General features: G+C 59.1%; 12 protein-coding genes and 2 pseudogenes. 3 read left to right on the top strand and 11 right to left on the bottom strand.

Annotation, left to right across the window (positions count from 1 at the left end; translation table 11 throughout):
- Positions 1–109: 109 nt before the first annotated feature.
- The 3 genes and pseudogenes from ACM6IO_RS27010 to ACM6IO_RS27000 form a co-directional block, all read right to left on the bottom strand.
- A pseudogene (locus tag ACM6IO_RS27010) lies at positions 110–541 on the bottom strand (methyl-accepting chemotaxis protein); the annotation flags it as partial.
- Positions 542–652: 111 nt separating this feature from the next.
- Positions 653–1,324 (bottom strand): annotated as a pseudogene (locus ACM6IO_RS27005) (PAS domain-containing protein); the annotation flags it as partial.
- A 518-nt stretch (positions 1,325–1,842) separates the two neighbouring features.
- Complete coding sequence (locus ACM6IO_RS27000) at positions 1,843–2,715, bottom strand: LysR family transcriptional regulator (RefSeq protein ID WP_192229130.1); 873 nt, start codon at positions 2,713–2,715, stop codon at positions 1,843–1,845.
- A gap of 99 nt (positions 2,716–2,814) precedes the next feature.
- Between ACM6IO_RS27000 and gstA the strand changes: the two genes are divergently transcribed.
- Entirely contained in the window at positions 2,815–3,417 is a 603-nt protein-coding gene (gene gstA / locus ACM6IO_RS26995; protein WP_414912557.1) for a glutathione transferase GstA, read from the top strand.
- Positions 3,418–3,520: 103 nt separating this feature from the next.
- On the opposite strand, the gene ACM6IO_RS26990 is transcribed toward gstA, so the two are convergent.
- The 4 genes from ACM6IO_RS26990 to ACM6IO_RS26975 form a co-directional block, all read right to left on the bottom strand.
- Positions 3,521–4,534, bottom strand: a complete 1,014-nt coding sequence (locus ACM6IO_RS26990; RefSeq protein ID WP_008033013.1) for an ABC transporter substrate-binding protein — start codon at positions 4,532–4,534, stop codon at positions 3,521–3,523.
- Positions 4,531–5,064, bottom strand: a complete 534-nt coding sequence (locus ACM6IO_RS26985; protein ID WP_008038576.1) for a sigma-70 family RNA polymerase sigma factor — start codon at positions 5,062–5,064, stop codon at positions 4,531–4,533. The genes ACM6IO_RS26990 and ACM6IO_RS26985 overlap by 4 nt, the downstream gene beginning before the upstream one ends.
- A gap of 218 nt (positions 5,065–5,282) precedes the next feature.
- On the bottom strand, positions 5,283–6,074 hold the full coding sequence (locus ACM6IO_RS26980; protein ID WP_414912556.1) for a phosphate/phosphite/phosphonate ABC transporter substrate-binding protein: 792 nt from the start codon (positions 6,072–6,074) through the stop codon (positions 5,283–5,285).
- Between the two features lie 151 nt (positions 6,075–6,225).
- The gene (locus tag ACM6IO_RS26975; RefSeq protein ID WP_414912610.1) at positions 6,226–7,167 is read right to left on the bottom strand and encodes a fatty acid desaturase; all 942 of its coding nucleotides are present in this window, start codon (positions 7,165–7,167) and stop codon (positions 6,226–6,228) included.
- A 327-nt stretch (positions 7,168–7,494) separates the two neighbouring features.
- Between ACM6IO_RS26975 and ACM6IO_RS26970 the strand changes: the two genes are divergently transcribed.
- The gene (locus tag ACM6IO_RS26970; RefSeq protein ID WP_226300147.1) at positions 7,495–7,911 is read left to right on the top strand and encodes a GNAT family N-acetyltransferase; all 417 of its coding nucleotides are present in this window, start codon (positions 7,495–7,497) and stop codon (positions 7,909–7,911) included.
- Positions 7,912–8,031: 120 nt separating this feature from the next.
- Here ACM6IO_RS26970 and def read toward each other — a convergent pair whose 3' ends face one another.
- The gene (def, locus tag ACM6IO_RS26965) at positions 8,032–8,571 is read right to left on the bottom strand and encodes a peptide deformylase (RefSeq protein ID WP_008032999.1); all 540 of its coding nucleotides are present in this window, start codon (positions 8,569–8,571) and stop codon (positions 8,032–8,034) included.
- Complete coding sequence (locus ACM6IO_RS26960; RefSeq protein WP_192229124.1) at positions 8,568–9,530, bottom strand: YihY/virulence factor BrkB family protein; 963 nt, start codon at positions 9,528–9,530, stop codon at positions 8,568–8,570. Before ACM6IO_RS26960 ends, def begins: the two co-directional genes overlap by 4 nt.
- A gap of 235 nt (positions 9,531–9,765) precedes the next feature.
- Between ACM6IO_RS26960 and ACM6IO_RS26955 the strand changes: the two genes are divergently transcribed.
- Complete coding sequence (locus ACM6IO_RS26955) at positions 9,766–10,143, top strand: hypothetical protein (RefSeq protein ID WP_008032995.1); 378 nt, start codon at positions 9,766–9,768, stop codon at positions 10,141–10,143.
- Between the two features lie 178 nt (positions 10,144–10,321).
- Here ACM6IO_RS26955 and fadD1 read toward each other — a convergent pair whose 3' ends face one another.
- Positions 10,322–12,022, bottom strand: coding sequence for a long-chain-fatty-acid--CoA ligase FadD1 (fadD1, locus tag ACM6IO_RS26950; protein ID WP_008032993.1), 1,701 nt, complete (start codon positions 12,020–12,022; stop codon positions 10,322–10,324).
- A 383-nt stretch (positions 12,023–12,405) separates the two neighbouring features.
- Positions 12,406–14,094, bottom strand: a complete 1,689-nt coding sequence (fadD2, locus tag ACM6IO_RS26945) for a long-chain-fatty-acid--CoA ligase FadD2 (protein ID WP_008032992.1) — start codon at positions 14,092–14,094, stop codon at positions 12,406–12,408.
- Positions 14,095–14,098 lie beyond the last annotated feature (4 nt).

The following is a 14,098-nucleotide window of genomic DNA, read 5'->3' as shown; positions in this document are numbered from 1 at the left end:
TTCAACATTAATGCCGACTGACGCACCGCTTTCGCGGGCAAGCCTCGCTCCTACAGTTCATGGGTGAACCCACAATCCAGAATCCGTTACGATTCCCTGTAGGGGCGTTTCAATTCAATTGCAGCGTTGAATTGAACTGGCTGATCGCGTCCACCACGTGCCGCGAGCCTTGCTGGATTTCCAGGATCACCTCCCCCGCCTCGTTCGCCAGTTCCACCCCAAGGCCGGTGCGGCTCAAGCTCGACTGCATGCTCGACACCGCGCTCAACGACAAATCGTGGTTTTTGCGCACCACGTCGACAATCTCCAGCGTCGCCTGGCTCGTGCGTGCCGCGAGGCTGCGAACCTCATCCGCCACCACGGCAAACCCTCGGCCGTGCTCCCCCGCCCGCGCCGCCTCGATGGCCGCGTTGAGCGCCAGCAGGTTGGTCTGGTCGGCAATGCCGCGAATGGTCTGAACGATGGTGCCGATGATGTCGGACTGTTTGCTCACCGCATCGATACTCAGCGCCGCTTCGTTCAAGTCCCTGGAAATGTCCTGGATGATCTGCACCGTCTGCTGCACCACCTGAGATCCCTTCTGCGCGCAGGCGTCGTTCTGCACCGAAGTGCTGTGGGCCGACTCCGCAGCCGTTTGCAGCGTGGTCACTTGCTGCGTGATATCGCTGGCGAACTTCACCACTTTGTACAAACGGCCCTTGGCGTCGAACAACGGGTTGTAGGACGCTTCGAGAAAAATCGTATGACCATGCTTGTCTCTGCGTTCGAAACGGTGCGAGTGATATTCGCCGCGATTCAGTGAAGCCCAAAACCCTTTGTAAGACGGCGATTCGGCTTCGGCACGGTGGCAAAACAGGCTGTGATGCTGGCCGACGATTTCGTTGAGCGCGTAATGCGTGGTCTTCAGGAAGTTTTCATTGGCGGTGATTACATTGCCAGCGGGGGTGAATTCGATCACCGCCATCGAACGACCGATTGCCGCGAGCATGCTTTCGTTTTCGTGTTCCTTGTTCACCCTGTCCGTAATGTCGGTGGCGACTTTGATCACACTGCTGACTTGCCGGTCGGGACCGATAACCGGCATGTAACTGGCTTCGAGCCAGATCTCCTTGCCGCCCTTGTTCAAGCGCAGGAAAGTCCCGCTGAGCGACTCGCCACGGGCCAGGTCACGCCACAATTTGGCGTAGGCTTCGCTGCGATAAAACGTTTCCTCACAAAAGATCCGGTGATGTTTGCCGCGCACTTCTTCGGCGCTGTAACCCATGGCTTTGCAAAAGTTGTCGTTGGCATCGAGCACGATGCCGTCAGGGGTGAATTCAATCATCGCCATCGAACGACTGACGGCCGCCAACTTGGCGTTGGCCTCGGTCAGCGCACAGCTGTAGCGCTCGATTTCCTGCAGGTCAGCCTTGTGATGTAGGTTAAACATGGTCGTATCACCCTAAGCGCGGTCGTTTGATTGATGAAAGTTCTTCGGTCTTTCAACGTATCCACCACAACGTTCCATGGAACAGGCACACGCATTCCTCCACGGGAGGAACTGTCAGGTGATCAATGATGTTGAATCGGAGAGTCCATGTGGCAACGCTCTTATCAAGACATCCGTCTCTTGATAGCCCGGGACCGGGCCAGCCCTAACGTTTTCATAAGTAACTCCCTTTATCGTAAAACTCCTTGCCGCTCGCATCGGTGCCTTGGGGTGCGCACTCTGAAGCGTGCATGCCGGCCTTCACATGGCGACCGACATGGTTCGTCAGGACTGAGCATAGCCAGCCGCAATAGGCTTGCAAGGCCACTAGTCGGCCAGTATTGGGGACAAAAACGGTTCAGCAAACGCTTGATTCAGTGTTCAGCGAGCATGCTCAACAATGCCTGCACCGCCGCAGAGGGTTGTTTGTTTGCAGCGACCACCAAGGCAAACTCACGATCAATACGCGGTTTGACCGGCACCACACGCAGCCCCTGAAGATGGCTGGGCAAGGTCATTTCCGGCACCAGGGTGATACCGATGTTTTCGCGCACCAGCGTGAACGCACTGCTCCACTCGCGGACTTCGACCCGAACGTCACGCAGTTGCAGACCGGCATCGGCGGCCAGGCTACGGGCGTTGGTCGAACAGCCGCCCGTGGCCAGCACAAACGGCTGGTCTGCCAACTCCGCGAGGGTGACGCCTTGTTCAATCGAGCGGCGTGCCAAGGGATGGCCGCCGGGCAACACAGCGACCCAGGCATCGCGCCCCAAACGCCCGGCATTGCGCTCCGGCGCCGGGTTCAGCACCACACCCACATCCACCAGACCGGCGCCGAGCAGTGCTTCCACTTCATCGTCGCTGACTTCCAGCGCGACCACCTGAATGCCGGGGTAAAGCCGGCTGAATGTGCGCAGCAGCGGTGGCAGAAAGGTTGCCAGCACCATGGGAAAACTCGCCAGGCGAATCGTCCCGCGCTGGATGTCTTTCGCGGCATCGACGGTGCTGCGGATGTTTTCCAGGGCGCCGAGCATGGTCCGGGCCTGCTCGATGACCGGCAGGCCGATAGCGGTCGGCAGCGTTTGGCGATTCTCCCGAGTGAACAGCTGCACGCCGAGGGTTTCTTCGATCAGCGCCAACGCCTGGCTCGCGCCTGACTGGGTCATGCCGACCCGCTCGGCCGCGCGGGTAATGTTGCCCGTATCAGCCACTGCCACCACCATTCGCCAGTGCATCAGATTCATCATGGCAGTAGCTTTCCTTATGGCAGTTTTCTGAAAGATTAATTTTACCGAGGGCGCCGCGCACTATGACACTGGCACAAATCCTCAACCAGAGCCCTGCCGATGAAGTTGTATTACGCCCCCCAAGCCTGCTCGCTGGCACCGCACATTGTGCTGCGTGAACTGGACCTGCCGTTCGAGTTGATCCGCGTCGACAACCGCACCAAACGGACCGCGAACGGTGCCGATTTCCTCGCCATCAACCCGAAGGGTTACGTCGCGGCGCTGCAACTCGACAACGGTGACGTGCTGACTGAAGGCCCGGCGATCCTGCAATACCTGGCGGACCTGCGACCCGAGGCGAACCTGGCGCCCGTGAACGGGACGTTCGAGCGAGTGCGGTTGCAGGAGTGGCTGAATTTCGTTTCGACGGAGATTCATGGCGGGCTGGGTTGGCTGTTCAACGCGCAGTTCCCCGAGGAGGTGAAAGCGCTGATCAAGGAGAAATTGTTCAAGCGCTTTGCGGTGTTGTGTCAGACGCTGGAGCGCCAGGATTATCTGCTGGCGGGTGGGTTCAGCGTTGCGGATGCTTACTTGTTTACGGTGTTGCGGTGGGCGCCGTTGTTTGCGATAGATTTGGATCAGTGGCCGGTGTTGGCACGGTTTCAGGCGCGGGTTGATTTGCGCCCGGTGGTGAAAGCGGCGTTGGCCGTGGAGTTGGTGTAAGGTTTTAGATTGATTCGCGGGCAAGCCTCGCTCCTACAGTATTAACGATACCTTTGTAGGAGCGAGGCTTGCCCGCGAAATCGATGTAACAGACGCCGAAAAATTACAAACTTGCACTCACCTTGGTCGCCACCTCACCCGGCACCCAACCCTTCCAGATCTGCGGCTGATCGCGCAAAAACGCTTCCGCCACCTGACGCGGTTGCTGGCGTTTTTCGCTCATCTGCGCCAGCGTCTGGTTCAGCAGATCGATCGGGAAATCGACTTTCTCGAAGAACGACACCAGATCCGGATACTGCGTCTTGAACGGTGCAGACACGCCTATCGCCAGGCTCGCCGGCATCGAGCGCGTGCCTTTGGGGTTTGGGTTGTTGGCATCGGCCAGGGTCTTCCAGGCTTCGGCGTCGAACGGCGGCTCTTCGAGTTTCACCAGTTTGAAGCGACCCAATAGCGGCGTCGGCGACCAGTAGTAGAACAACACCGGTTTGCCGCGACGGATCGACGAGGCCACTTCGGCATCCAGCGCCGCGCCGGAGCCGGTGCGGAAGTTGACGAAGCTGGTGGTCAGGTCGTAGGCCTTGAGTTTCTGACTGTTGACGATCTCCGAAGTCCAGCCGGTCGGGCTGTTGAGGAAGCGTCCGCGACTCGGGTCTTCGGGGTCGCGGAACACGTCTTTGTAGCGCGCCAGATCGGCGACGGATTTCAGCTCCGGCGCCAACGGTTTGATCCCGCGCTCCGGGTCGCCCTTGATCACGTATTCCGGCACCCACCAGCCTTCGGTGGCGCCTTTGACGGTGTCGCCCAGCCCGAACACTTTGCCTTCCGATGCAGCCTTGACCCACGCCGGACTGCGCCCGGCCCACTCTTCGCCGATCACTTGAATGTCGTTCTTGGCCAATGCCGCTTCGAGGCTGACGGTGCTGCCCGGCAAAGTGTCGGTCGGGTAGCCGTAACCTTTTTCGACGATCAGCCGCAGGATCTCGGTGATCAGGCTGCCGCTTTCCCAGGTGATGTCACCAAAGTGGATCGGCTTGGTTTGTTCCGCGGCGGGAACGTGGGTCGCCACAAGGCTCAGGGCCAGCAGCGAACTGCCGAGCAGGGTTTTGATCGATTTCATGCGGACCTCTGGTGCAAGGGTTCATTGGCGCTGTGCTGGGCGCACAACGCTTGGGAGCGGGTCATGTAGACGCTGACGGAACGCTGGGAAATGCCCAGTTCGGCAGCGATTTGCGGGTACGTCAGGCCATCGATGCGCGACAACAGGAACGTCGCCCGGACTTTGCCCGGCAAACGCTCAAGCGTTCGGTCGAGGCGGTGCAACGCCTGGGTCAGTTGCAGCAATTCCTCGGGCGAGGACGCTTGGGGCTGATCGAGGTGTTGCAGTTGATCGAGGTGCTGACGCTCCAGATCGCGACGGCGCCAGAGCTGATAAATCAACCGGCGGGCGATGGTGGTGAGCAAGGCGCGGGGCTCGCGGATCGGGGTCAGACCCGGCGATTCGAGCAGTTGCGCGAAGGTCTCGGCGGCGATGTCTTCGACGCTGGAACTGGCCCCGAGAAACTGGCGCAACCGAGCGCACAGCCAGGGGTAATGGGCGCGGAACAATCCGCCCACGTCGTTTCGATGGGATACGTCGGTGCCGGACATAGAGGCTCCAAGGGTTAGGGTCGCTGAATGTCCGGTGGTCCGGTGAGGCGAATCCTAGCAAGGAGCCTTATTCTTTAATAATACTTAAAATGCATTTTTATATTCATTTAAGGAATTAAAGTGGAATTTGATGGATCGCCTTCGCGGGCAAGCCTCGCTCCTACAGGTGCAGCGCTAGACCTGTAGGAGCGTGGCTTGCCCGCGAAGGCGATCTCTACTCAACGCAACCGCCCAAACCCCAACGCCTCAGCTTCCTGCTGATAATCGAGAACAACCTGATAGTCGCTCTCGCCGGCCGGCAACACCTCGTGCAACCCAAGGACTTCGACGACATCGGGCAATTCCCGCAACGTATCGTTCATCACCTGCCGCAGCGCCTCTACCTGTTCATCGGTCGCCGTCGCAACGGTGATATACGGCAAGGTCGGGCTGAACGCGCTACGCACCACCACGCGCAATCCCGCCACTTCCTCTTCGGCGTGCCGCGCCAGGTAGGCGAAGGTCACGCTGTCGATGGCGGCGAGGTCGGCTTGATCTTCACGCAGCCAGCGCAGGCTCTCGCGGTGGCTGCCGCTGATGCCGACGCTGGCGAAGAACTGACCGTCGCGGTGCAACGGCGCGAGTCGTTGACGCAGCAGGTTCATGCCGCTGTTGGAGTCTTCGCCGTTGATCACGCCACGGCTGCCGAAAAACGCGGGCAAGGTCCGGCGTGAATCATCGGCACGGCTCAACAGCAGGCTGCAATGGTTGCCGCCGCTGCTGTCCGGCAGTTCGTAACGAGGCCGGCCGATAACCCGAACCTGGCCGCGCAATGCGGTCATCAGCGGATAGCCGCAGGTTTGGGTCAGCAGCAACTGCGGGGCCAGCCACAGGTCCATCAGCGATAGCCCATCGGCATTGCGGCGGGTGGCACCCAGACGTGCGAGGATTCGCGTCAGCCAACGCTCGTTGGCCTGGCGGATGGGTTCGGGGGCGACGTACATCAGTAATTCGGTGATGTGTTGAGTCATCAAAATTTTCCCATACAACAAAATTCCCCGTGTAGGAGCCGGCTTGCTGCGGGCGGCGTTCCGACGATAGCGGTGTGTCATGTTGCATTGATGGGACTGATACACCGCCATCGCCAGCAAGCCGGCTCCTACAGGGGGGATGCGTTGGCAATCAGTGGAAGGGGTGTTTCGGGCTGTCGATCGCCTTTATCCCGTTCTCACGCCATAACTGACCATAACCCTGCACCAGAAACCCGCCGCTGCGCGCCACCCATTGCTCGCGGCGTGCGTGGTAGGCGCGGGGCAAGTCGTACCAGGGCAGACCCGGCAAGTCGTGATGCACCAGATGAAAATTCAGGTTCAGGAACAACCAGCGCCATGGCCAGCCGGCTTCATTGAGCACGGTGCGTTGCTCGGGTTGCGCATGGGGACGGTGCTCATAGTAGGAGCGGATCATTGCAATCGACAGCGCCGGCACGCTGATCAGCAACAGGTAATGCCACACCGGCACCACGCTGTAATGGGCGATGAACAGCAACATCGACACGGTCAGTGCGCCGTGGGTCAGCCACATCAACCAGGCCTGTCGATCACCCGATCTCAGGCGCTGAAGCTCTTCGCGCGCCAGCGCCAGCAAGGCCAGCGGCGCACCGACGATGAAGCGTCCGAGTACGGTTTTGTTCAACCAATGCAGGCTCTGTTCAAACACGGAACTGCCCTGCCACCGCTCGGCACTCAGGTAACGGCTTTCCGGATCGATGCCCGGCAAGGTCAGGTCTTCGTCGCGGTGATGCAGCAGATGACTGTCGCGATACAACGTGTAGGGGTACCAGACGGCGAACGGTGCGTAACCGAGGATTTTGTTCAGCGTGGTCCAGCGGGTGGGGTGACCGTGAAGCAATTCGTGCTGCACCGACAACCACAGCACCACCAGCGGAATCAGCAGCAACGTGCTCCACCAGACGCCCAATCGATTGCTGGCCAGCATGATGCCGAACCAGCCGCCGTACACGCCGATCAGCAGAAACCAGGTCGGCCACTCGGTGCGAGCGGTCAGGCGCTGGCGCAGGGTTTCGATTTCTTCTCGGTGGGCACTATCGAAGTAATGGGGCATGGCGTTGCTCAGATCGGGGACCAGTCCCCTTCTGTGCAATGGCATCGGGAAATCTTGCAGATTATTTGATGATCGTTCCCGCGCTCACGTGGGAACGATCGATTAAAGCGGGATCAATGGCCGAACACACCCACCTTCTTGGCCTTCTTGTCCGCGCGTTTTTCATCGGCGGTTTTCGCCGGTTTCTTCTTCGCTGCTTTTTTTGAATCCATGCCTTTGGCCATGATACGTACTCCACTCATACGGGATGTGAGATCAGGTATACACCTATCCCCGGCCGCCCGTTCTTTTATAATCGCCCGCTTTGCGCACACACAGACCCGCCCCATGACCGACACTCAATACACCTTGCTCGCCGAGCCGTTGTGGCCCCTGATGAACAAGTTTTATCGCGCTCACAAATCGTCGATGAAAGCGGTCCGCGACGCTCAATTGTGGGTGGCCCGGCGCAACGAGATCATTGCGGCGCTGTGCTTGCGTCCGGTCTCGGGCGGGCATTGGTTGACCGGTTTGTTTGTCGACCCGGCCTGTCGTGAACAAGGGATCGCAGCGACGCTGATTGCCGAAGCGGTGAACGGTCTCGACCAACCGGTGTGGCTGTTCTGCCACCCGGACTTGCGGGGTTTTTATGAGCGTCGCGGGTTTACCTTCGATCCGCCCATGCCATACGCGATGGTCGAACGCTTGAGCCGTTATGCGCGCAGCAAACCGATGATAGCGATGGGCCTGGAGCCGGTTGGATAGGCGTGTGGACCCAATGTGGGAGCGGGCTTGCTCGCGAATGCGCAGTGTCAGTCAGCATTGATGTAGCCTGACACTGCGCATTCGCGAGCAAGCCCGCTCTCACAGGGGATTATGGTGATTTCAATCGTCGGCGTTGGGATCTAGATCCGGAAACATCACTTCGGTAAACCCGAATTTGCTGAAGTCGGTAATCCGTGACGGGTACAACCGGCCGATCAGGTGATCACACTCGTGCTGCACCACTCGGGCGTGAAACCCCGAAGCGATGCGCACGATCGGCTCGCCTTTCGGGTCAAAACCTTCATAGCGAATTTGCTGATACCGACTCACCGCGCCGCGTAATCCCGGCACCGACAGGCAGCCTTCAAACCCCTCTTCCATCACCGGGCTCAACGGCGTGATCAGCGGATTGATCAGGATCGTCTGCGGCACCGCTTCAGCGTCCGGATAACGCTCGCTGTGCTCGAAGCCGAAGATCACCAGTTGCAGGTCAACGCCGATCTGCGGCGCGGCCAGGCCCACCCCGCCGACGCTTTCCATGGTCTGGAACATGTCGTCGATCAGTTGCCACAGCTCGGGGCTGTCGAACATCTCGGCGGGGACCGGCGGCGCAATGCGCAGCAGGCGCTCGTCGCCCATTTTCAGGATTTCACGGATCATTTGATGACTTCGTCAGTGGGTGGTTTCACCGAGTGATCCCGGCCCAGTCCGGAAACGTGATGTTTCTCTTCGTGGACAGGACCGTGTTCACCGGCGACTTTTTCGCCAGGGTCTTTGCCTTCGCGCGACATGTGTTCGATCACCGCATTCATCTCCGCACCGAGCAACAACACCGCCGCAGAAATATAGAAGTACAGCAACAGCACAATGATCGCGCCGATACTGCCATACATGGCGTTGTAGTTGGCGAAGGTCTTGACGTAAAACGCAAAGCCCAACGACGCGATGATCCACACCACCACCGCCAGCACCGAGCCTGGGGTGATGAAACGAAACTCCTGTTTGACGTCGGGCATGACGTAATAGATCAGCGCCACGGCAATCATCATCAGGATCACGATGACCGGCCAGCGAGCGATGGTCCAGACCGTGACAATAAAGTCTTCAAGGCCGACCTGCGCGGCGATCCAGCCCATCACTTGCGGCCCAAGCACCATCAGCGCGGCGGCAATCAGCAACATCCCGGCAATGCCGATCGTGTAGAAAACCGACAGCGGAAAACGCTTCCAGAACGGCCGGCCTTCGACCACGTCATACGCGGCGTTCATCGCGCTCATCATCAGTCGCACGCCGGCCGAGGCCGTATACAGCGCGATGACGATACCGACCGAGAGCAAGCCCCCCTTGGATTGCTGGAGCTGGTCGATCACCGGGTTCACCTGCTCCAGCGCCTGGGGTGGCAAGACCAGTTCCGATTGCAGGCGCAGCCAGGAAAAGAAGTCCGGCAGGTGCAGGAAACCGATCAGGGCAATCAGAAAAAGAATGAAGGGAAACAACGAAAACAGCATTTGATAGGCCAACGCCGAGGCATAGGTCGACATCTCGTCGGCGACGAACTCGGTGACCGTGCGCACCATCACGCGATGGAGGGGCACACCTTTCATGTCCGGGAAAATCATTAGCGTCTCCTTTCGCCGCAATGGGGTTGAAGTCGTGGCGACTCAGGGGCCGTTTTCTACATCAAAGTAGCCTACTTGGCGACTTTGAAACAATTTCCGTGTGCAAGTTCAGACTGACACAAAAACGACATTTCATCGTTCCGTGCAGGTTGGGCTTTATGTTTGCCGACCAACCCCCGAGAATGCGCAACGTATTCAGGCCACGGCCCTGAAGATCCAATCCCGTAGGAATGTTATGAAACTCGATAAAAAGCAGGCCATTGCCCGCAGAAACCAGGAACTCGGCGGTGCTGTGCTTGGCGTCAACAACTGCCATTTCGCCGAATTGAACCGTAACCGCAACATCTGGTGGTTCGATCTCCCGGTGGCGCGCCTGGCCATTGGTCAGTACGAATGGATTCACCTGCTGATGCACACGCCGGACACCGACGAACTGCTGCACCTGAAAGTGCCGACGGTGTTCCTGCGCGAGAAGCTCGAAGGGCTGGTGGTGCGTAACCAGGGCAAGCGCAAGGCTGCGCTGAGCCTGGAACTGAGTGCGGACAAGGATTCGTACCTGCAGGACATGCGCCCGGCGGGCACCAACGTCAATTTCGCGCCGTTCCGCCAATAACCCAAAAGAAAATCAAAAGCTTCGCGAGCAGGCTCGCTCCCACAGTTGATCGCATTCATCCTGATAGAACGCGGACAAAAATGTGGGAGCGAGCCTGCTCGCGATGGCAATCGATCAGACAACGAACCTTTCAAGTCAGCCAACAAAAAGCCCCGCATCTGCGGGGCTTTTTGCTGGATTACGCGGTGGTCTTCTTCGCGTTGATCTTCTTCAGCTCTTCATCACGCAATTCCCGACGCAGGATCTTGCCAACGTTGGTCGTCGGCAGCGCATCGCGGAACTCGACGGCTTTCGGCACTTTGTAGCCGGTGACGTTCGCACGCATGTGCTCCATCACTTGCTCCTTGGTGAGGGTCACGCCCGGTTTGGCGACGATGAAAATCTTGATCGCCTCGCCCGACTTCTCGTCCGGCACGCCGATGGCCGCGCATTGCAGCACGCCCGGCAGGGTCGCGAGCACGTCTTCGAGCTCATTCGGGTACACGTTGAAACCGGACACCAGGATCATGTCTTTCTTGCGATCGACAATGCGCATGTAGCCGTCAGGCTGGATCAGCGCGATGTCACCGGTCTTCAACCAGCCTTCGCTGTCGAGCATTTCGTCGGTGGCTTCCTGACGCTGCCAGTAGCCCTTCATCACCTGCGGACCTTTCACGCACAGTTCGCCGATTTCGCCCAACGGTTGTTCAACGCCGGCATCGTCGATGACTTTGCACAGGGTCGACGGCACCGGAATGCCGATGGTGCCGATCTGGATGTTCTGGATCGGGTTCACGGTGGCCACCGGGCTGGTTTCGGTCATGCCGTAACCTTCGCAGATGGCGCAACCGGTGACCGCTTTCCAGCGTTCGGCCGCGGCCAGTTGCAGGGCCATGCCGCCCGACAGGGTGACTTTCAGCGCCGAGAAATCCAGCTTGCGGAAGCCTTCGTTGTTGCACAGGGCCACGAACAGCGTGTTCAAGCCGACGAAGCCGCTGAACTTCCACTTCGACAGTTCCTTGACCATCGCCGTCAGGTCGCGCGGGTTGCTGATCAGGATGTTGTGGTTGCCGATCAGCATCATCGCCATGCAATGGAAGGTGAAGGCATAGATGTGGTACAGCGGCAGCGGCGTGATCAGGATCTCGCAACCTTCATTCAGGTTGGAACCCATCAGCGCCTTGCACTGCAACATGTTGGCGACGAGGTTGCGATGGGTCAGCATCGCGCCCTTGGCCACGCCGGTGGTGCCGCCGGTGTATTGCAGCACTGCCACGTCGCTGCTGGCCGGGTTGGCTTCAGCCACTGGCTGGCCATGGCCCTTGCTCAACACGTCGTTGAACTTGATGGCTTTGGGCAAGTGATACGCCGGGACCATCTTCTTCACGTACTTGATGACGCTGTTGATCAGCAGGCGCTTGAGCGGTGGCAGCAGGTCGGCGACTTCGGTGACGATGACGTGCTTGACGCCGGTTTTCGGCACGACGGCCTCGGCCAGATGCGCCATGTTGGCCAGGCAGACCAGGGCTTTGGCGCCGGAGTCGTTGAACTGGTGTTCCATTTCCCGCGCGGTGTACAGCGGGTTGGTGTTGACCACGATCAGCCCGGCGCGGATGGCACCGAACACAGCGACCGGGTACTGCAAGACGTTGGGCAGTTGCACGGCGATTCGATCGCCCGGCTGCAAGTCGGTATGCTGTTGCAGGTAAGCGGCAAAGGCACCGGACAATTCGTACAGTTCACCGTAGGTGATTGTCTTGCCCAGGTTACTGAATGCCGGCTTGTCGGCGAAGCGTTGGCAGGACTGTTTCAACACTGCCTGAATATTCGGATACTCGTCCGGATTGATGTCGGCAGCAATCCCGGCAGGGTACTTATCCTTCCAGAAGTCTTCGATCATGGAAGCCCACTCCTCAGCAACGCGAATTCAAATACCGCATTTGATGCGATTATTATTGGTGTTTGATTATTGGTGAGTCTGGGCTTTTTACAGAGGCCGAGAGGTCACAAAGCGCGCCGAGAGTAGCAGCTTTGCCAAGGGCCGACTAGAGCCAAAAGCGGCCTCTACAGTCACATTAGTGACTCAAGAATGACAAGCGGTCATTTTAGAGCAAAAAACCTATATGTTGCTGAAAGCCCCGAAAATCGGGGCCTCCGCCTTAAAAGCATCGCGGGCAAGCCTCGCTCCTACAGGTTTTGTGTCGTTCATTACCTTATGAACAACACTGACCTTGTAGGAGCGAGGCTTGCCCGCGAACCGCGCGAAACGCGGCCATTTATCGGTTACGCGATATCCCGCAACTCCCGCCGCAGAATCTTGCCCACTGGCGTCATCGGCAACGACTCACGCAACACGATGTGCTTGGGCACTTTGTACGCGGTGAAGTTTTCCTTGCAGTAAGCCTTCAACTCTTCAAGGCTGACCCCCGACTCACGCGCCACCACAAACAACTTCACCGCCTCGCCCGAACGTTCGTCCGGCACACCGATGACGGCGCAGTTGGCGACTTTCGGGTGAGCCATCACCACGTCTTCGATTTCGTTCGGATACACGTTGAAACCCGAGACGATGATCATGTCTTTCTTGCGGTCGACAATGCGCACAAAACCGTCCGGGTCGATCACCGCGATGTCGCCGGACTTGAACCAGCCTTCGGCATCCAGCACTTCGGCAGTGGCTTCGGGTTTCTGCCAGTAGCCCTTCATGATCTGCGGGCCCTTGATGCACAGTTCGCCGCGCTCGCCCAACGGTTGCTCGACGCCTTCATCGTTGATGACTTTCAGCGTAGTGCCCGGCACCGGCAGGCCGACCGTGCCGATCCGCGATTTGTCGCCGTACGGGTTGGTGCACGCCACCGGTGAGGTTTCGGTCAGGCCGTAACCTTCGGTGATGCGGCAACCGGTCAGTTGCTCCCAGCGCTCGGCGGTGGCCTTGACTAGCGCAGTGCCGCCGGAGTTGGTGAGTTTGAGGCTGGAGAAATCCAGGGTCTTGAAGTCCGGATGGTCCATCAACGCGACGAACAGCGTGTTGAGCCCCAGCAACGCCGAGAACCGCCAGTTTTTCAGCTCCTTGATGAAACCCTTGATGTCTCGTGGATTGGTGATCAGCACGTTGTGGTTGCCGGTCACCATCATGCACATGCAATTCGCCGTGAATGCATAGATGTGGTACAGCGGCAGCGGCGCGATCATCACTTCCTGCCCTTCGCGCAACAATGGCTGACCGTCAGCGCCGAACTGGCCGAGGCAGGCGCGCGCCTGCTGCATGTTCGCCACCAGGTTGCCGTGGGTCAGCATCGCGCCCTTGGCCAGCCCGGTGGTGCCGCCGGTGTATTGCAGCACGGCGATATCGTTGAGTCCGGCGTTCAACGGCTTGATGCCCAGGCCCCGGCCCAGACGCAGCGCGCTCCTGAAGGAGATCGCCTGCGGCAAAGCGTAGTCCGGGACCATTTTCTTGACCTTGCTGACCAGCGTGTTGACCAGCCAGCCCTTGGCGGCAGGCATCAGGTCGCCCATCTTCGCTTCGATCAGGTACTGGATGTCGGTGTCGGCCAGCACTTCCTGGACCTTCTGCCCGAATACGTTCAGGTAAACCAGTGCCCGGGCACCGGAGTCCTTGAACTGATGACGCATTTCCCGCGCGGTGTACAGCGGGTTGGTGTTGACCACGATCAGCCCGGCGCGCAACGCACCGAACACGGCAATCGGGTAATGCAGGACGTTGGGCATCTGCACCGCGATGCGATCGCCGGGCTCCAGGTCGGTGTGGGCTTGCAGGTAACCGGCGAACGCGGCGCTGTAGCGTTCCAGTTCGGCGTAGGTCAGGGTGACGCCCATGTTGCTGAAGGCCGGGCGGTCAGCAAATTTTTTGCAGGAACGCTCGAACACCTCGATTACCGACTTGTAAGCCCCTTGTTCAATGTCCAGGGGTACGCCGGCCGGGCGTTTGTCATTCCAGAAATCAGGTTGCATTGTT

The organism is Pseudomonas sp. IT-P44, from assembly GCF_949768225.1.
In the GTDB taxonomy this organism is placed as follows: domain Bacteria; phylum Pseudomonadota; class Gammaproteobacteria; order Pseudomonadales; family Pseudomonadaceae; genus Aquipseudomonas; species Aquipseudomonas migulae.
The sequence above is the reverse complement of the archived record's forward strand: the minus strand, read 5'-3'. Positions and strand labels throughout refer to the sequence as shown.